Origin of the sequence: Streptosporangium sp. NPDC004379 (genome assembly GCF_042873875.1) — a bacterium.
Taxonomy (GTDB): Bacteria; Actinomycetota; Actinomycetes; order Streptosporangiales; family Streptosporangiaceae; genus Streptosporangium.
On record NZ_JBIAMC010000027.1, the window covers coordinates 1 to 18,936 of the forward strand.

Annotated in this window: 15 protein-coding genes; 7 read left to right on the forward strand and 8 right to left on the reverse strand. The window is 71.2% G+C overall.

The annotated features are described in order from the left end of the window. Positions 1-532: 532 nt before the first annotated feature. A complete protein-coding gene (locus ACFYSC_RS35180) occupies positions 533-2,593 on the forward strand; it encodes a S9 family peptidase (protein WP_389970195.1) in 2,061 nt (686 codons plus the stop codon). Next, the gene (mgrA, locus tag ACFYSC_RS35185; RefSeq protein ID WP_389970198.1) at positions 2,590-3,618 is read left to right on the forward strand and encodes an L-glyceraldehyde 3-phosphate reductase; all 1,029 of its coding nucleotides are present in this window, start codon (positions 2,590-2,592) and stop codon (positions 3,616-3,618) included. The genes ACFYSC_RS35180 and mgrA overlap by 4 nt, the downstream gene beginning before the upstream one ends. 182 nt (positions 3,619-3,800) lie before the next feature. Here the strand turns inward: mgrA and ACFYSC_RS35190 are convergent, their stop codons facing one another. Then, positions 3,801-6,227 carry a YbhN family protein gene (locus tag ACFYSC_RS35190; protein WP_389970201.1) on the reverse strand — a complete coding sequence of 809 codons (2,427 nt, stop codon included), beginning with the start codon at positions 6,225-6,227 and terminating at the stop codon, positions 3,801-3,803. A gap of 495 nt (positions 6,228-6,722) precedes the next feature. Here ACFYSC_RS35190 and ACFYSC_RS35195 point away from each other — a divergent pair, with 495 nt between their 5' ends. Both ACFYSC_RS35195 and ACFYSC_RS35200 read left to right on the forward strand, forming a co-directional pair. Beyond that, positions 6,723-8,276 carry a M28 family metallopeptidase gene (locus ACFYSC_RS35195; RefSeq protein WP_389970203.1) on the forward strand — a complete coding sequence of 518 codons (1,554 nt, stop codon included), beginning with the start codon at positions 6,723-6,725 and terminating at the stop codon, positions 8,274-8,276. Between the two features lie 64 nt (positions 8,277-8,340). Next, positions 8,341-10,371, forward strand: coding sequence for a molybdopterin-dependent oxidoreductase (locus tag ACFYSC_RS35200; protein ID WP_389970206.1), 2,031 nt, complete (start codon positions 8,341-8,343; stop codon positions 10,369-10,371). Here ACFYSC_RS35200 and ACFYSC_RS35205 read toward each other — a convergent pair. Both ACFYSC_RS35205 and ACFYSC_RS35210 read right to left on the reverse strand, forming a co-directional pair. Further along, positions 10,352-11,158, reverse strand: coding sequence for an alpha/beta hydrolase (locus ACFYSC_RS35205; RefSeq protein WP_389970209.1), 807 nt, complete (start codon positions 11,156-11,158; stop codon positions 10,352-10,354). The genes ACFYSC_RS35200 and ACFYSC_RS35205 overlap by 20 nt on opposite strands. Positions 11,159-11,219: 61 nt before the next feature. Continuing rightward, positions 11,220-11,669, reverse strand: coding sequence for a GNAT family N-acetyltransferase (locus ACFYSC_RS35210; RefSeq protein WP_389970212.1), 450 nt, complete (start codon positions 11,667-11,669; stop codon positions 11,220-11,222). A gap of 206 nt (positions 11,670-11,875) precedes the next feature. On the opposite strand from ACFYSC_RS35210, the gene ACFYSC_RS35215 reads away from it, so the two are divergent. Then, positions 11,876-12,349 carry a hypothetical protein gene (locus tag ACFYSC_RS35215; protein ID WP_389970215.1) on the forward strand — a complete coding sequence of 158 codons (474 nt, stop codon included), beginning with the start codon at positions 11,876-11,878 and terminating at the stop codon, positions 12,347-12,349. Between the two features lie 15 nt (positions 12,350-12,364). Here the strand turns inward: ACFYSC_RS35215 and ACFYSC_RS35220 are convergent, their stop codons facing one another. The 4 genes from ACFYSC_RS35220 to ACFYSC_RS35235 all read right to left on the reverse strand — a co-directional run bounded on the left by ACFYSC_RS35220 (position 12,365) and on the right by ACFYSC_RS35235 (position 15,862). After that, positions 12,365-12,853: an SRPBCC family protein gene (locus tag ACFYSC_RS35220; RefSeq protein ID WP_389970218.1), complete on the reverse strand. Its 489-nt coding sequence runs from the start codon at positions 12,851-12,853 to the stop codon at positions 12,365-12,367. Positions 12,854-13,068: 215 nt separating this feature from the next. Further along, entirely contained in the window at positions 13,069-13,437 is a 369-nt protein-coding gene (locus ACFYSC_RS35225) for a VOC family protein (protein WP_389970222.1), read from the reverse strand. Between the two features lie 58 nt (positions 13,438-13,495). Further along, entirely contained in the window at positions 13,496-14,380 is an 885-nt protein-coding gene (locus ACFYSC_RS35230) for a class I SAM-dependent methyltransferase (RefSeq protein WP_389970224.1), read from the reverse strand. A 99-nt stretch (positions 14,381-14,479) separates the two neighbouring features. Further along, entirely contained in the window at positions 14,480-15,862 is a 1,383-nt protein-coding gene (locus ACFYSC_RS35235) for an Nramp family divalent metal transporter (RefSeq protein WP_389970226.1), read from the reverse strand. A gap of 140 nt (positions 15,863-16,002) precedes the next feature. Between ACFYSC_RS35235 and ACFYSC_RS35240 the strand changes: the two genes are divergently transcribed. Continuing rightward, entirely contained in the window at positions 16,003-17,826 is a 1,824-nt protein-coding gene (locus tag ACFYSC_RS35240; RefSeq protein ID WP_389970228.1) for an acyl-CoA dehydrogenase, read from the forward strand. 418 nt (positions 17,827-18,244) lie between these two features. Then, on the forward strand, positions 18,245-18,469 hold the full coding sequence (locus tag ACFYSC_RS35245) for a DUF6458 family protein (protein ID WP_179822481.1): 225 nt from the start codon (positions 18,245-18,247) through the stop codon (positions 18,467-18,469). A gap of 64 nt (positions 18,470-18,533) precedes the next feature. On the opposite strand, the gene ACFYSC_RS35250 is transcribed toward ACFYSC_RS35245, so the two are convergent. Continuing rightward, a complete protein-coding gene (locus ACFYSC_RS35250) occupies positions 18,534-18,827 on the reverse strand; it encodes a Dabb family protein (RefSeq protein ID WP_389970230.1) in 294 nt (97 codons plus the stop codon). Positions 18,828-18,936 lie beyond the last annotated feature (109 nt).

Sequence of the window (18,936 nt, forward strand, 5' to 3'; positions counted from 1 at the left end):
TCACCGTCGAACCGGACCCTCAGGCCCGTCTCTCCGGGGCGTTTCGTTCGTTTCGTTGTGCCTTTATTCTTTCAGACCGGCTTTTTCGTGTCAAATCGCTCTTTCGGAGCGATTTGCTTTGATCCAACCGTCCCGAAGGGAATTCGGGCCGCCTCTTTCGGAGGCAACCCCTTAAACTTACCAGCCTCTGAGCGGCTCTGCGAACCGATCTCCGCGGCGGTGCGTTTCAAGGGGATATCGGGGAACACGGAACAAGCCACGTCGAAGTCACCGGAGTGATTGGAGTGGTTTGCCGGCCCCTGCCGACCACGAAAGATTAGCAGCCCTCGCGGACCGCTTGAGCCGTAATCGCAGAACCTCTCCCCGCCCCTCCCCGACCCGATCCGTCCCATCGCGACCCGCCCCTCCCCGACCCGATCCGTCCCGCCGCGACCAGCCTCCCCGCGACCCGAGCCACCGCGACCCTGCCCAGGTCGACCCGACCCGCCCCGGCCCCCGGGAGAGGTCCGGCGGGAAACATAGACTCGGCGGGGTGAGCAGTCAGATGCCGCCCAAGGCGAAGAAGGTTCCCAGCGAGCGCGTGCACCACGGAGACACCGTGGTCGACGAGTACGCGTGGCTGACGGTCAAGGACGATCCCGACACCATCGCTTACCTCGAAGCGGAGAACGCCTACACGGAGCAGGCGACCGCTCATCTCAAGCCCCTGCAGGAGACGATCTTCCAGGAGATCAAGGGCCGGACGCTGGAGACCGACCTCTCGGTCCCCGGCAGGAAGAACGGCTGGTGGTACTACTCCCGGACCGAGGAGGGCAAGCAGTACGGCATCCAGTGCCGTGTGGCGGCCACCGGGGAGACACCGCCCGAGTTGAAGGCCGGCGAGCCGCTCCCCGGCGAGGAGGTCCTCCTCGACGGCAACGAGCTGGCCGGGGACAGCGACTTCTTCGCCGTCGGCACCAGCGCGGTCAGCCCCGACGGCACCATGCTGGCCTACGCGGTGAACTTCACCGGCGACGAGCGCTTCACCCTGAGGGTGAAGAACCTCGTCACCGGCGAGATCCTCCCCGACGAGATCCCCGGCATCTTCTACGGCGGCGCCTGGTCGGCGGACGGCACCGCCTTCTTCTACACGACGGTGGACGAGAGCTGGCGGCCGTACCGGGTCCACAGGCACACGATCGGCACCTCGGCCGAGGACGACGTGCTGGTCCACGAGGAGACCGACGAGCGGTTCTGGCTGGGCATCGGCCTCAGCCGCAGCGAGCGCTACCTGATGCTGGCGGCCGAAAGCAAGATCACCAGCGAGGTCAGGATCCTGGAGGCGGACGACCCCACCGGCGAGTTCCGCGTCGTGCGGCCCCGCGAGACGGGCGTCGAGTACGGCGTCGAGCACGCCGGCGACCGCTTCCTGGTCCTGCACAACCGGAACGCGGAGAACTTCGAGCTGGCCACCGCGCCGCTCGACGATCCCGCCGCCTGGACCCCGCTGATCGAGCACCGGACCGACACCCGGCTGCTGAACGTCGACGCGTTCCAGAGCCACTCCGTCGTTCACTTCCGCCGGGACGGCCTCACCGGCATCCGCGTCCTCCCCGGGGACGGCGAGCCGTACGAGATCTCCTTCCCCGAGCCGATCTACGAGGTCGGACCCGCGGGCAACCCGGAGTTCGTCACCGAGCGGCTGCGCCTCGGCTACACCAGCATGGTCACCCCGGCGTCGGTCTACGACTACGACCTGCGGACGCGCGAGCTGATCCTGCTGAAGCGCAAGCCGGTGCTCGGCGGTTACGACCCGGACGACTACGAGCAGTTCCGCGAGTGGGCGACGGCCTCCGACGGCACCCGCGTCCCCATCTCGATCGTGGTCAGGAAGGGCACCGAGCGGCCCGCGCCCACCCTCCTGTACGGCTACGGCAGCTACGAGGTGTCGATCGACCCGTCGTTCTCCATCCCCAGGCTCAGCCTGCTCGACCGGGGCTTCGCCTTCGCCATCGCGCACATCCGGGGCGGCGGCGAGATGGGCCGCCGCTGGTACGAGGACGGCAAGTTCCAGCAGAAGAAGAACACCTTCACCGACTTCGTCGCCGCCGCCGAGCATCTGAAGGCCGAGGGGTGGTCGAGTTCGATCGTCGCCCGCGGCGGTTCGGCCGGGGGGCTGCTGATGGGGGCCGTGGCCAACCTCTCGCCGGAGAGCTTCGCCGGCGTCGTCGCCCAGGTGCCGTTCGTGGACGCGCTCAACACGATCCTCGACCCGTCCCTGCCACTGACGGTGATCGAGTGGGACGAGTGGGGCGATCCGCTGCACGACGCCGGCGTGTACGAGTACATGAAGTCGTACACGCCCTACGAGAACGTGGACGACCGGGTCTACCCGCCGATCTTCGCGATCACCAGTCTCAACGACACCCGGGTCTTCTACCACGAGCCCGCCAAGTGGGTCGCGAAGCTCCGCGACATCGCGCGGGGCGGGCCGTTCCTGCTCAAGACGGAGATGGGCGCCGGCCACGGCGGGCGCAGCGGCAGGTACGACGCCTGGCGCGAGGAGGCCCTCGTCCTCTCCTGGATCCTCGACACAGCCAAGGTGACCAAGTGACATACATCGCGGCGGATGACCGCTACGACGGGCGGCAGCCGTACAACAGGGTCGGCAGGAGCGGGCTGAGGCTGCCCGCCGTCTCGCTGGGGCTCTGGCACAACTTCGGCGACGACAAGCCCTTCGAGACCCAGCGGGCCATCCTGCGCCGGGCGTTCGACCTGGGGGTGACCCACTTCGACCTGGCCAACAACTACGGCCCGCCGTACGGCTCGGCGGAGACCAACTTCGGCCGGCACATGCGGGACGACTTCGCTCCGTACCGCGACGAGCTGGTCATCTCGACGAAGGCCGGGTACGACATGTGGCCCGGCCCCTACGGCGAGTGGGGGTCGCGCAAGTACCTGCTCTCCAGCCTGGACCAGTCGCTGAAGCGGATGGGGCTGGACTACGTCGACATCTTCTACAGCCACCGGTTCGACCCGGACACTCCGCTGGAGGAGACGATGGGCGCGCTGGACCACGCGGTCCGGTCGGGCCGGGCGCTGTACGCGGGCATCTCCTCCTACTCTCCGGAGCACACCGCCGAGGCGGCGCGGATCATGCGGGAGATGGGCACGCCGCTGCTCATCCACCAGCCGTCCTACTCGATGCTCAACCGGTGGATCGAGGGCGGCCTGCTCGACACCCTGGAGCAGGAGGGCATGGGCTGCATCGCGTTCTCGCCGCTGGCCCAGGGCATGCTGACCAGCCGCTATCTCGACGGGATCCCCGAGGGGTCGCGGGCCTCGCTGGGGAGGTTCCTCACCCCCGAGATGCTGACCGAGGAGACGATGCGGCACGTCCGCCGGCTCAACGAGATCGCGGAGGGGCGGGGCCAGACGCTCGCCCAGATGGCGCTCTCCTGGGCGCTGCGCGACAGCCGCGTGACGTCCGTGCTGATCGGCGCGAGCAGCGTCCGGCAGCTCGAGGACAGCCTCGGTGCGGTGCGGAACCTGTCGTTCACCGACGACGAGCTCGCGGCCGTCGACAAGGACGCGGTCGAGGCGGGCATCAACATCTGGGCCCGGTCGAGCGAGTCCTGACGGTGACGACGCGGACGGGCGTCTCCCGGCGGGGCCCGTCCCGGGGACCCGGGGCCTGACCGGTCCCGGGTCCCCGGGCGGGATCCGCCGGAGCCGTCCGGGAGAAACGGGACCGGCGGAGCCGCCCGGGAGACGCTCATCCGCGCCCGCCCTGCATCCGCCGGACGACGGGCGGGAGCGTCCTACAGCGCCTCGTGCCGCTGGAGGTAGGCGAACGAGGCCCACCCCGGCAGGACCGGCAGCCAGAAGGTGAACAGCCGGAACAGCAGTACGGCCGACGTGGCGACCTCCTTGGGCAGGCCGGCGAGGGTCAGGCCGGCCGCGAGGGAGACCTCGACGGCGCCGAGGCCGCCGGGGGTGGGGGCGGCGGAGCCGATGGCGTTGCCCGCGAGGAAGACGATCGCCACGGCGGTGAAGTCGAGGGAGCCGCCGAACGCCCGGATGGAGGCGTCGAGGCAGGTCACGAAGAAGATGGTCAGCAGGAGCGTGCCGGCGAAGCCCTCGAGGAGCTTGCTGGGCGTCTGCAGGACGTCGAGCAGGCGTGGGACGACGCCCGAGAACAGGCTGCGGACCCGGGTGGTGACCAGCCGGCGCACCCGCGGGACTCCCAGCGCGATCAGCGCCGCCCCGGCGACGGCCAGCAGCGCGAACACCAGGGTCCGCGAGGGCGTGAACGACTCGGCGGTCCGGGAGCCGGTGACGTAGGCGAACAGCAGCAGCAGGCCGACGTGGAAGGCCAGGCCGATGACCTGGGAGGCGCCTACGCTGGCCACCGCCTGCCCCGGGGGGATGCCGCGTTTCTGCAGGTAGCGGGTGTTGATGGCGACGCCGCTGACGGCGGCGGGCGCGACGAGCTTGACGAAGGACCCGGCGAACTGGACGAGCACCGTACGGCCCAGCGGCAGCTTCTCCGGCACGAAGCCCTTGAGCATCAGGGCGGCGGCGACGTAGCTCAGCATCGCGGCGGCGAGGGCGACGACGGTCCAGCCCCACTTGGCGGAACTGAGGACGTTCAGGTTGATCTGGCTGAGCGAGCCGACCAGGAAGTACGCGGCGACGGTGCTGGCGATGATCGTGACGAGGGTCCGCGGGCGGAAGCGCTCCAGGCGGACCTCCTCGCCCTCCACCTTGGGGGCGAGCTCGACGATCCGCTCCCGGATGGCCGGCAGCAGTCCCTTGTTCCGGTTGAGCGCCGCCCGGGTCTCGCGGGTGAGCGCGATGGGCTGCAACAGCGGCAGCGCGCCGGCCAGCACGCCGGGCCCGGCGACGGTGGCGGCGGCGTCGACCGCGCGCTCGGCGCCGACGCGCAGGCTGAGGTAGGTCAGGAGCTGGGCGACGTCGAGGCGGAGCAGCAGGTCACCGGCGGCGATCTCCCCGCTGCGGGCGTCCATGAGGATGACGCGGCCGTCGTCGTCGACGTGGATGCTGTCGCCGGTCAGCCTCCGGTGGGCGAGCCGCTGGACCTGCAGGAGCAGGACCTGCTCCCAGACCTGGGCGAGCAGGTTGTCGTCGATCTCCTCGTCGGGGATGTCGTCGAGGGGGCGGGTGGGGACGTGCTCGTAGGCGAGCAGCGCCGCTTCGGTGCCGATCTCGCTGGTGCCGACGAGCCGGGGCGTGCTGGCCCCGGCGGCCTGGGCGGCGTACGCCATCAGGGCCTCGCGCTCCAGTTCGGCGCGTAGCGAGCGGATGGCGCGGCGGCGGGTCTCGCTGTTGAGCCTGATCCGCCGCCAGAGCCGGTAGAGCAGCCCGGCGACCTGGCGGTCACGGTCGAGGACGGTGACGTCGAGGCGGGTGCCGTCCTTGAGGTCGACGGCGTAGCGTCTGCTGCTCTGGTGGTCGTCGTCCATCCGCCGGGCCTTGACGGGCTGGAAGCCCAGCTTGCGGAGTGTGGCGACGATCGCGCCGCCCGGCGGGCGGGTGTTGGGGCTGCCCAGGCCGTACAGGGTGGCGTAGCCGACGGCCAGGCCGACCAGGATGGACACGGCGACGCCGAGGAGGGTGGCGGCGCTGCCGGCGAAGAGGGCGATGGTGTTGAGCGTGACCGCGCTCCACAGGGCCGCGCGCCAGGTGGGGCGGCGGGAGATGCGCACCGCGGTGACGTAGGCGATGACCGAGGTGACCAGCGTGTTGAGCGGCTCGACGTCGCCGCGTCCGCTGGTGAACAGGAACCGCAGCTCGGCGGAGCCGAACTTGATGATCCACTCGCCGAGGGCGAAGGAGAGGATCATGCCGGCGATGGCCGCGAAGACGCCTTCGGCGATCCGCAGGCCGTCGCGATGGAGCACCCGCTCGATCGCGTACGCGCCGGGGACGCCGAGCATGGCGGCCCCGCTCAGCACGCCCACCACGCCGCCGAGGAGGAACGGCAGGTGGTTGGTGCTGTCGGCCACGTCGCCCTCGAGGCCGTTGAGCGTCTTCTGCGCCACGAGCGCGAGGAGGACCACGGCCGCCAGCACGACGACCGTGGCGAGGAAGCGCAGCAGGTCGGAGGGGCGCCGGATGCGCTGCGGGAGCAGCGGCTCGTCGACGAGCACGACGGGATCGCCGTTCGCCGGGGGGCTCTCACCGTCGGCGGACGGCACTTCTCCGTGCTCTCTGATTTCGGTCACCACTCGCGATTCTGCACGTTCTCCATTGCTGCTGCGTCATCGATCTTCATTACGGATACGTCACCGATCTTCCTTTCGCGTCGGTGACCGGAGTCGTGAACACCGTGCCGGACGGGCTTCCGGCCGTCCTGCGGGTGGCCTCCATTCTGCTGCGTGGAACCGGAAAAGAAGTCCCGCCCCCGGTCACGGGGCTTCGGGCGGCGGGCGGCGGGTGGCCGGCGGGGTCAGCGGGACCAGCGGGATCAGCGGGATCAGCGGGATCAGCAGGACCAGTGGGATCACGGCGGGCGGGCCCCGCCCTCGGTGCCCCGCGCGCCTACGCCACCGGGGGCGGCCGGTCAAGTAGGGATGGGGAACGCCCCGAACGCTGATTCGACTCCGCTCGATAACGAATGTCGGAGCGGTCTTTAAAGATCAAGATTGTCCGGGTTACGTTCTGTCCCATCGCGATCACGGGGGATTTTCGGCACCACCGTTGTTCTCAAAGGAGTCCGCATGCGCGTACGCGCGTCGAGGGGTCTGGTAGCCGCGGTCACCACCGCGGCCCTGGCCCTGCCCGTCGTCTCCGCCGTCCCGGCGAGCGCCGATCCGAACCCGGAAGGGCTCAGCCGTTCGGTCAAGGTCCCGTCCGTCAAGCAGCATCTGGTGAAGTTCCAGCAGATCGCCGACGCCAACGGCCGCACCCGGGCGTCGGGCACCCCCGGTCACGAGGCGTCGGTGTCCTATGTCGCCGGCAAGCTGCGTGCCGCCGGGTACGACGTGACCCTCCAGGAGTTCGAGTTCCCGTTCTTCCGCGAGCTCACCCCGTCCGTCCTGGACCGGGTCTCCCCCGCGGCGAAGAACTACGCGCGCGGCACCGACTTCAGGGTCATGACCTACTCCGGCTCGGGAAGCGTCACGGCCGCGGTGCAGGGCGTGGACCTGGTGCTGCCGCCGAGCCCGGCTCCCAACGGCTCGTCCTCGGGCTGTGAGGCGAGCGACTTCGCGGGCTTCACCCCGGGCAACATCGCCCTGATGCAGCGCGGCACCTGCAACTTCCAGGTCAAGGCCGAGAACGCCCAGGCGGCCGGGGCCGCCGGAGTGATCATCTTCAACGAGGGGCAGCCGGGCGAAGGCCCCAACGACCGCACGACCCTGCTGAACGGCACCCTCAACGAGCCCACCACGCACATCCCCGTCGTCGGCACCACCTTCGCGGTCGGCAACGAGCTGGCCGCGACCGGGACGACGGTGCGGCTCGCGGTGAGCGCCGAGAGCGACCTGCACCGCAAGACCCGCAACGTCATCGCCGAGAGCCGCAAGGGCGACCCGGGCAAGGTCGTCATGCTGGGCGCCCACCTCGACAGCGTCCCCGAGGGGCCGGGCATCAACGACAACGGCTCGGGCAGCGCGGCCATCCTGGAGACCGCGCTGCGGGCGGGTCACCTGCCCACCCGCAACCGGCTCCGCTTCGCCTTCTGGGGCGCCGAGGAGCTCGGCCTGCTCGGCTCCGAGCACTACGTGGACAGCCTCTCCGCGGCCGAGAAGGCCCGGATCAAGCTGTACCTGAACTTCGACATGATCGCCTCGCCGAACTACACGCTGGGGATCTACGACGGCGACGACTCCGACAAGACGGGCGCCCCGGCGGGCCCGGCGGGGTCGGGCGAGATCGAGAAGCTCTTCGAGACGTACTACAGGGCGATCGGCCAGCCGTACGTCGGCACCGACTTCACCGGCCGGTCCGACTACGGGCCCTTCATCGCGGTGGGCATCCCGTCCGGCGGCCTGTTCACCGGCGCGGAGGGCGTGAAGAGCCCTGAGGAGGCGGCCAAGTTCGGCGGTGAGGCCGGGGTCGCCTACGACAAGTGCTACCACCAGGCGTGCGACACCATCGCCAACGTCAACGACAAGGCGCTGGCGATCAACACCGGCGCGGTGGCGACGGCGGCGTTCGTCTACGCCTACAGCCGTGACCTGCCCGGCGGCGGCACGCCCGGCGCCACGCAGGCGGGCACCGGGGGCGGCGGCCTCGGAGCCGACCACGACCACGGCGGCGTCTCGCAGTGACCCACGGGGGGTACGGCCGCGCCGGCCGTACCCCCCTTCGGCGCCCGCGGCTAAAGTCGAAGCCATGCCGCTGGGTGAAATAGGTGAATCAGGCGAACTGCGCGTTCTGGGGGCCTGTCCGCTGGACTGCCCCGACACGTGCTCGTGGGTCGTGACGGTGCGGGACGGTGAGGCCGTCGGGCTGCGGGGCAACCCCGACCAGCCCTACACCCGGGGCGCGCTCTGCGTGAAGGTCAACCGCTACCTGGAGCAGGTGAAGTCGCCCGAGCGCCTTCTTTATCCGCTGCGCCGCACCGGCCCCAAGGGGTCGGGCGAGTTCGAGCGGATCACCTGGGACGAGGCCCTGGAGGAGATCTCCGTACGGCTGCGCGGGATCGTCGACGAGCACGGCGGTGAGGCGATCTGGCCGTACCAGGGCACCGGGACGCTCGGCTACGTCCAGGGTGTCGAGGGTGAGGCCGGGCGCCGGTTCTGGAACGTGCTGGGCGCCTCCCGGCACGTCGCGAACATCTGCTCGGCCGCCGGAAACGCCGGCCTGACCGAGATCAACGGCACGCCCGGCGGGATGGACCCCGAGACCTTCGCGCTGTCGAAGCTGATCCTGCTGTGGGGCACCAACACGCTGACCAGCGGCCACCACCTGTGGAAGTTCATCCAGGACGCCCGCGCGGACGGGGCGCACGTCGTCGCGATCGACCCGATCCGCACCCGTACGGCCGACCAGGCAGACGAGTACCTGCCGATCCGGCCCGGCACCGACGCGGCGCTGGCGCTGGGGCTGCTGAACGTGGTCCTCTCCGAGGGCGCGGAGGACCGCGACTACCTCGACCGGCACACCGAGGGCTGGGAGGGCTTCCGGGAGGAGATCCTCCGCCACCCGCCGGAGACGGTCGCGGAGATCACCGGGCTGCCCGAGGCGGACATCCGCGCCCTGGGGCTGCGGCTGGCGCACACCCGGCCCACCGGCATCCGGACCACGATGGGCATCCAGCGGCACGCCGGCGGCGGCGCCGCGCTGCGCACGATCGCCGCCATCCCGGCGGTGACCGGCGACTGGCGTCGTCCCGGCGGCGGAGTCGCCTACTCCACCAGCGGATACGTCCACCTGAACATCGACACCCGCGACGACCTGCTCGCCCGGCCGGTGCGGCGGCGGACGATGACCCGGCTGGCCGACGAGCTGGACGAGTCGGTGAAGTGCCTGTGGGTGTACGGCGCCAACCCGATGGCCTCCACCTCCGACCAGAACCGCATCCGCGAGCGGCTGCTGCGCGAGGACCTGTTCACGGTCGTGATGGAGCACTTCCCCACCGACACCGTCGACTACGCCGACATCGTGCTGCCCGCGACCATGCAGATCGAGCACACCGACCTGCACGCCGGCTACGGGCACATGTACCTGATGTGGAACGAGCCCGCGGTTCCGCCGCCCGGCGAGTGCCTGTCGACCATGGAGACGTTCCGCCGGCTGGCCCGGCACATGGGGCTGACCGAGCCGTCGCTGTACGACTCCGACCTGGAGCTGGCCGAGCAGCTCCTGTCCTCCGGCCATCCGTCGCTGGCCGGGATCACGGTGGACCGGCTGCGCAAGGAGGGGTGGGTCCGGCTGAACGTGCCGCAGCCGTTCACGCCGTTCGCCGACGGCTTCCCCACCCCCTCGGGGAGACTCCGGTTCGGCTCCGGACCCGCCTACGTCCCCCCTCGTACGGCCTCGGCCGACGGCGGGCCGTACCCGCTGGCGTTGGTCACCCCGGCCGCGCACATGTTCCTGAACAGCACCTTCGGCAACAACCCCGAGCTGCTGCGGCGCTCCCGGGGCCCGCGGGTCCTGGTCAACCCGGCCGACGCCGGGCCCCGGGGGCTCGCCGACGGACAGCGGGCCCGGGTGTTCAACGACGTCGGCGGGTTCGAGGCCGTGGTGGAGATCAGCGACCGGGTACGGCCCGGCGTGGTGGCCGCCACCAAGGGCCACTGGCGCAAGCTGAGCGCCGGTGGCTCGACGGTGAACGCCGCGGTGGAGGCGCGCGACGCCGACCTGGGCCGTGGCGCCGTCTACCACGACAACCTGGTCGAGATCAGCGCGAGTGCTTCGTGACGAACGCCGTGATCGCCTGGAGCGCCTTGTCGCCCTGCGCTGCGGTGAACAGGGCGCTGGCGTGCTCCCGGCCGTTCAGCACGAGGAGCTGGCGGTCGGCCGACTTCTTGGCCTCCTCGTAGACGGCCTGTACCTGGTCGAGCGGGGCGGTCGAGTCCTCGTCGGCGGTGACCTGGAGGAAGGGCGCCTTGAGGGCGGTGACGTCCTCGGGCAGGGTGGTGCCGCCGGAGACGCTGATGACCCCGGCCACCGGGAACTTCAGCATCCCGGCCGCGAGCACGGACTGCCGGCCGCCCATGGAGCCGCCGACCAGGAACACCTTCTCGACGCCCGCGTCGTGCAGCCGCCGGGCCATCTCCACGGTGTCCTTCTCGGGGTTCACCACGTCGTTGCGGTCGAACAGCAGGACGCGGCGGCCCTCGGCGACCAGCCGCTCGGCCAGCGGCAGCCAGTCGCATACGGTGCCGCGGCGCTCGTAGGAGACGACCGCGCCGACCTTCCCCTTGCCCATGATCACACCCTTGGTGACGGTGCCGTCGCGGGTGTACTTGAAGATCTTGCCCATGTCCGCGGTGACGCAGCCGGCGATGTTCTCCCCGGTGGGGCTGGGCTGCGGGCTCGGCAGGCCGGCCGGGGTGGGGCTCGCGGTGCTCCCCGTGGGGCTCGCGGCCGCGTCACCGGTGGCGCTCGCGGCGGCGCTCGCGGTGCCGGCCGGGGTCGCCACCGGGTCGCCGGTGTTCCCGCCGCAGGCCGTCAGCAGCATGGCCAGGGCTCCCAGCCCCAACACGTGTCGTCTCATATCGCCCATCCCGTCGGCTCGTGTGTAGCGGTGGGGACGAGGATAACGATCAGCCCAGGGTGAGCTTGTATCCCTCATGGGAGGCGACGAAGCCGAGCGAGTCGTAGAACCGGTGGGCGTCCTTGCGTGCCTTGTCGGTGGTGAGCTGGACCAGCGCGCAGCCGCGGGCGCGGCCCCGCTCGACGGCCCACTCCATCATCCGGCGGCCCAGTCCCCGGCCGCGCAGCGGGGCGGCGACGCGGACCGCCTCGATCTGCAGCCGCAGGGAGCCGCGCCGGGAGATGCCGGGGATGTAGGTCAGCTGCATCGTGCCCACCACCTCGCCGTCCAGCTCGGCGACGACGAGCTCGTTGCCGGGATCGGCCTCGATGGCGTCGAAGGCGGCGCGGTGCTCGTCGCCGAGCTCACCGGTACGGGCGGCCGCGATGGCGTCGTCGGCGATCAGGGTCACGATGGCCGGCAGGTCGCCGGGGCGGGCGAGGCGGAGTTCCACGGGCATGACGGCCAACCTACCGGGGCGGGGTACGGCGGGGCCGCAGGGGGCGTGGGCACGGGGCCGCAGGACACGGGAGTGAGGAGCCGCAGCGTACGGAGGCGCGGAATCGCAGGAGGAGGGGGGTGCGGAGGCGCGGGGTGCGGGGTCAGGGTCGAAATCAGGGTCTCTCCCCGATGCGGGCAGGGGGACGCGGAAGGCACCCTGAGTGCATGAGCAACGAACTGACTCGACGTGACGAGATCTCACTCGCCGGAGCCGCCCTGCACGGCGCGCCCTGGAAGGCCGCCGCGGTGACCGGCGGCACCGTCGCGGCCGTCAACTTCGGCCTCGGCGTGATCCTGCTGGGAAGCGCCGACCTGACCTGGGCGCTGGTGCTCGGCATCGGCCTGTTCAGCCTGGTCGCGTCGATCGGCGCGGTCTCCAGGCCCGAGAAGGGGGACCGGGTGACCCGGCAGGCCCGCCTCTGGGCCCTGCGCCACCCCTGGCGTTTCTCGCTCTACCCGGCGCTCGGGGCCGCCGCGCTCATGTATCCGGTCCAGCTCGTCGTGGACGGCGAGGGCGTGTTCGGCGCGGCGCTCGACGCGCTCCAGGGCGGCGTCGCGGTGTACCTCATCACCGCGTTCCTGACCCTGTTCTTCCGGGGGCGTGGCCGCGACCAGCGCTCCCTGCCGTACGGCGGCTGAGCGCGGGCGGGGCGTTCAGCCGCCCGTGGACGGCGGCGCGGCCGCCTCCGCCGCCGCCTTCAGGCGTTCCAGGGTCCGCAGCATGTTGGCCCGGTTGTGGGCGGCCCGGTCGCGGACCCCTGAGACGAGTCCGCCCAGCAGCCGCATGACGGGACCGCGGGTGTCCCAGGTGCTCTGCTCCACGTGGCAACCGGTCTCGGAGGGGGTGATCTCGAAGCGCCAGATCGCCACGTCCAGCAGGCCGCCCGCGCGGACGCCGTAGGCGAAGACCCGGTGGGGATCGGCGACGGTGACCGTGCAGAGCGTGGACCACCGCCGCCGGCCGTTCCTGTTGTGCCCGCGGAACCTCGCGCCGGGTCGCGGCCCGCGGATCGGGCCGACCCACTCGGCGCTCTCGCACTCGACGTTCCAGCCGCTCATGTCCGTGACACCGGTGACGAGCTCGTAGACCGTCTCGGGCGGCGCCGAGACGCTGATGCTCGCGGACGCGCTCGGGGGGCTCATGACCGCAGCATTCCGGAGCGAACATCATTCCGGCAAGACCCCGCCGCCGTGCCGGGACCGGCGCCTCCTCAAGAGCTCCGGCCCCCACGGGATCGCGACGCCCCCCGGGACCAGCGCGCCTCCCGGGACCGTCACGCCTTCCCGGAACCGTCACGCCTTCCCGGGACCAGCGCGCCTTCCCGGACCGTCACGCGCCGCGCGCGGGGACCGGCGCGTCAGGACTTCTCGTACTCGGCGCGGCAGACGCAGAACTCGTTGCCCTCGGGGTCGAGCATGGTCACCCAGCCCCTGCCATCGGCGGCGCGCCGGTCGTCGTGGACCGTGGCGCCGAGTTTCAGCAGGCGCTCCACCTCCTCCTCCCGGGTCGTGCCGCCGGACCCGGTGACGTCCAGGTGGACCCGGTTCTTGACCGTCTTGCCCTCGGGGACCCTGATGAACAGCAGGCCGGGCGTGCCCGGCACGAGGACCTCGTCGTCGGAGGCGTCGTCGTCGGGGTGGATCGGCCGCCCGGTGGCCTGGCTCCAGAAGGTCGCAAGCTCGTACGGCTCGGCGCAGTCGAAGGTCACGTAGGGGATCTCAATCATGCCCGCCACCTAACCGCGACACCACCTAAGCCGTCAAACAGGTTACGCGGTGCGGCTCTCAGGCCGTCTCCCACCACACCGTGAACCACCGATCGCGCGGGAGCGGCCACATCCCCAGGGCGACCGCGGCCTCGGCCACCTCCCCCGCCCGGTTCGGGGCGAGGCAGAGCCGGCGGCAGGCGCTTTCGGCGAGCTCGTCCAGCGACGCGTAGCGGGGCAGCGGAGCCGCGCGGGACTCGTGGCCGACCTCGTGGCCGAGCGCCCCGGCGACGGCCACCAGGTCGTGGACGGTCGGCCGGGCGGGACGGGGAAGGCCGTGGAAGTGCCGCCACAGCGGGGCGAGCCAGCTCATCGGGTGGCGCTCGGTGAGCTCCAGGACGACCCGGCGCCGGGCGTGACGGGTCAGCTCGGACAGGAACGCGGCCAGGTCGGGGACGTTGTAGACGACGTGGGCGGCGATCGCGACGTCGGCCACCGGGGTGCGGTCCGCCACGTCGGGCCAGCGGCCCGGCACCGTGCGGACCGGGACGCCGAGCCGTTCGGCCCGGGGCGTCAGTTCGGCCAGCATCTCCGCGGAGACGTCCACCGCGACCAGCTCCCCCAGGCGGCCGGCCAGCGGCAGCGAGGCCGCCCCGGTGCCGGCGCCCACGTCGAGCACACTCCCCCCGGCGGGCAGGGCCTCGGCGACCCTGTCCAGGGACGGGCCCTCGGGGGCGGCGAGCGCGTGCTCGGTGCGCTGGGCGAACCGCGCCGGGGAGTGCCCCCAGGGACTCCCCGGGGCCCGCCTGAGGATGTGCTCGGGGATGTCCCACCGCGCGAGGTCCGCGCGCCACCCCTCGTCCACCGCCCGCTCGTCGGCCGCCAGGCCGTTGACCGGCCGCCCGTCCACCGGCGCGTCATCCACCGGCCCTCGTCCGCCCGCCCCGCCGTACGACTTCGTCATGTCCCGAGCGTACGGCGGCGCGTCCGCGGCGTCCCGTGACCGCGAGCGGCACGTCCGGGCGTGTCCCGGACCGCGGCTCCGGAGGGCCCGGGACCGGCGTCAGAAAAGCTTGCCGAACTGGTCGATCAGCGTCAGGACGGAGAAGTAGCCGAAGAAGGCGAAGGTCAGCAGCACGATGACCAGCCGGTACCCGCGGATCCTGATGGGCCCGGGGAGCAGTTTGCGGTTCAGCAGGGCCAGCAGCGCCGAGTACAGGAACATCATGATCCCGCCGACGCTGGCCGAGATGACCAGCAGTGTGATCGGCTGGTCGAAGCCGACGGTGAGCATCGCGATGCCGAACAGCACGATGAACCAGACGACGAGGCTGTAGACGCGGCTCTCGGTCCAGCGGGTGCTCTCGGGCAGGTAGACCGTCTTGACCACGTCGGCGACCATCCGGGCGACGTAGTCGCAGATGCCCATGCTGGCCGCGAACAGCGACAGCGCGCCCACCGCCCAGAAGAAGACGCCGAACCACGACAGCCGCTGGCCGAGCACCTCACCCTCGGTCTTGAGGAAGGTGATGTCGTTCGCGGTCTGGGCGCCGAAGACCATGGAGTAGGCCAGCATCGACATCAGGAAGATCGTGACGATGGTGATGGCCACGAACGAGACGAGCTGCTCGGTGTTGGCCACCCGCCACCACGCGCGCCAGCGGCCGAGGTTGCCCTCGTCCGGCTCGAAGGTGTAGCCGGTGGCGGGGGCGGCCTGGTCCTCACCGGTCACCGGGGAGACCAGGCGCGGGATGCGCTCGCCCATCCCCATGTTCTTGTCCCTGATCCAGTTGCTCTGCACCAGGTTCTGCCCGCCTCCGGCGCCGGCGAAGGCCATCGCGCCGAGCACGAGGGCCGCGCCGAGCTGGCCCGGGACCTGGCCGACGTGGGTGACCGCCTCGCCCAGCCCGCGGTAGGCGTCGCCGGTGATGGCCAGGAACAGCGCGATGACCAGGAAGAGGAGGACCGCGCCGACCTTGATGAACTGGGTGGCCTCCAGGGTCCGGTAGACGACCGGGGAGAGGGTCAGCGCCGCCGCGATCACCAGCAGCTCCACCACCGCGATGATCGTGACGTCGCCGCGGCCCACGGCGTAGGTGAGGACGGTGGCCGAGCTGGTGGCCCAGCCGGGCCAGATGTTGGCCAGCACCGCCATGAGGGCGAACACCAGGCCCCAGTGGCGGCCGAGCCGGCTGAACCCGGTGAGCGCGGTCTCCCCGGTGGCCAGGGTGTAGCGCTCGATCTCCATGTTGAGGAAGTACTGGGCGACCACGCCCACGACCGCGGCCCACAGGAAGACGAGGCCGACGTTGGCGGAGATGTAGGGCCAGATGACGAACTCCCCCGAGGCCAGGCCCACTCCCGCGGCGATCACCCCCGGCCCGAGCACTTTGCGCAGCGGTTGCGCGTCCGGCAGGTCGGCATGGCGGAACCCAGGAAGCCCCATGGGAGAAGGCTTCCCCGAGGAGGTGTGACAAACGTCCCATCGTTGCCGTTTTTTAGGGGTTACTCGCGGGTAGCATTGTCGGTAAGGTTACTGGCGAGTATGCAAGCGTCCCGGTTCACCCGTGTGAAGGAGCCGACCCCATGGGCCACTACAAGAGCAACATCCGTGACCTGGAGTTCAATCTCTTCGAGGTGTTCGGGCGCCGGGACATCCTGGGCGGCGGCCTGTTCGCCGACATCGACGAGGACGTCGTGCGCAGCGTCCTGGACGAGGTGAACCGCCTCGCCACCGGTGTGCTGGCCGACTCCTTCGAGGAGGGCGACCGCCGGCCGCCGGTGTTCGACCCGGCCTCCGGCACCGTCACCATGCCGGAGGGTTTCAAGAGGTCCTTCGCCGCCTACCGTGACGCCGGGTGGACCAACCTCGGCCTGCCCGCCGAGCTGAACGGCCCCGGCCTGCCCAGCAGCGTCAACTGGGCGATCGCCGAGCTGGTGCTCGGCGCCAACCCGGCAATCTGGATGTACTCCAGCGGCCCCGCCTTCGCCCACGTGCTGCACACGATCGGCACCGAGGACCAGAAGCGCTTCGCCGAGCTGGCCATCGAGCACCAGTGGGGCGCCACGATGGTCCTCACCGAGCCCGACGCCGGCTCCGACGTGGGCGCCGGCCGCGCCAAGGCCGTTCAGCAGCCCGACGGCACCTGGCACATCGAGGGTGTCAAGCGCTTCATCACCAGCGCCGAGCACGACATGGCCGACAACATCTTCCACCTCGTGCTGGCCCGTCCCGAGGGGCACGGCGTCGGCACCAAGGGCCTGTCGATGTTCCTGGTCCCGAAGTACCACGTGGACCTCGCGACCGGGGAGCCGGGCGAGCGCAACGGCGTCTACGTCACCAACGTCGAGAAGAAGATGGGCCTGAAGGTCTCCACGACCTGCGAGCTCACCTTCGGCGAGAAGCACCCGGCCATCGGCACGCTGGTCGGCGACGTGCACGAGGGCATCAAGCAGATGTTCATGATCATCGAGCACGCCCGCATGATGGTCGGCACCAAGGCGATCGCCACTCTCTCCACCGGCTACCTGAACGCCCTGGAGTACGCCAGGCAGCGGGTGCAGGGTGCCGACCTCACCCAGATGGCCGACAAGACCGCCCCGCGCGTCACCATCGCCCACCACCCGGACGTCCGCCGCGAGCTCATGCTCCAGAAGTCGTACGCCGAGGGCATGCGCGCACTGGTCCTGCTGACCGCGACCTACCAGGACGACGTGCAGATCGCCGCGTTCGAGGGCCGTCGCGACGAGCACGCCGAGGCCATGAACGACCTGCTGCTCCCGCTGGTCAAGGGCGTCGGCTCCGAGCGCTCCTACGAGCTGCTCGCCCGCTCGCTGCAGACCCTGGGCGGCTCCGGCTACCTCCAGGACTACCCGATCGAGCAGTACATCCGGGACGCCAAGATCGACTCCCTCTACGAGGGCACCACCGCGATCCAGGGCATGGACCTGTTCTTCCGCAAGGTCATGCGCAACCAGGGCGTCGCCCTCGGCACGCTGTACGGCGACATCAAGGCGTTCGCCGCCTCCGACGCCGGCAACGGCCGCCTCAAGGAGGGGCGCAAGCTCCTCGGCGAGGCCGCGGACGAGGTCAAGGCCATGGCCGACACGATGGCCGGCTGGACCATCGCCTCGCTGGAGACGCCGCAGGAGGTCTACAAGGTCGGCCTCAACACCACCCGGTTCCTGCTCGCCCTGGGCGACGTGGTGATCGGCTGGCTGCTGCTGCGCCAGGCCGAGGTGGCCCTCTCCGCGCTCGGCGAGTCCGACCGGGACAAGGCGTTCTACGCCGGGAAGGTCGCGGCGGCCTCGTTCTTCGCCCAGACCGTCCTGCCCCGCCTCGCCGCCGAGCGCCGGGTGCTCGCCGCGACGAACCAGGACCTGATGGAGCTGCCCGAAGAGGCCTTCTGATCCGCCGGCCCGGCCTTCCGGCCCGCCGATCCCGGCCCTTCCCGAAGACGCCCCGCTCCCGCGGCAGGCGGTGACGGGGGGCGGTCCCGCCCGCGGGACCGCCCCCCGTCCGCGTTCCCGCCGGTTCCGGGTTCCCGCCGGTTCCGGATTCCCGGCCTACCCGCCGCCTCCCGGCTCCCGGCCTCCCCGCCGCCTCCCGGGTTCCCGGCCTCCCCGCCGTGTCCCGCCCCTCGGCTCACCGCCGCCTCCGGCCACCCGGCGCTTCGCCCCGCCCGCCGCCCCGAGCCCTTTCCGGTCCTCCGCTCCCGGGTCTTCCGGACGGGCCCGTACCGCGCCGGTGGTGGGATCGCGCGGGAAGGGGTATGAGAGATCGCAGACGCTCTCTTTGCCTGCTCACTACGTGTGTCCGGAGGGTCCGATGGGTGTCGGGGTCAGCATCTTCTTCCTCACGATCGGCGCCATCCTCCGGTTCGCCATCGAACCCGACGTCCTCGGCGACAACGTGCACATCGACGTCATCGGGGTCATCTTCATGATCGTCGGCGCCGTCGGAGTGGTGCTGAGCGTGGTGCTGGCGCCCCGGCGCGGGGCGACGTCGGAGGGCCGCCTGATGCACCGGGAGAACCACCCGCCGGAGCTGTGACGGCGGCCTGACGACACGACCGGCTAGACGGCGCTCCCGGGGCCCGCCGTACCTCCGGCCGAGGTCAGCCGACGTACTGCACGGCCGCCCGTGAGGCCAGGATCGGCTTGACGTGCTCGGCGATCACCGCCTGGTGGGCCGGGTGATCGCGGTAGACCAGGTAGTCCTCGGAGCTGTCGAAGTCGGCGACGACCGCGAAATCGTGGTTGCCCGGGTTCACGCCCGCGTCGGCCCCGACGGCGTAGGAGCGGATCTCCGGAATGATCCCCGGGAGCCGGCGCAGCTCGGTCGCGACCGCGGCCTTCTGCTCCTCGGTGGCCGTCTCGGACCAGGTGAACAGCACGACGTGACGGAACATGGGCTTCCCTTCGCTCGGATGCCCCGTCAGCGTACGGCCGGGCCCTCCGCGGCCCTCCGGCACCCCGCCGCAACCGTTCCACCCCGGCGTTCGACCCCGCCGTACTATC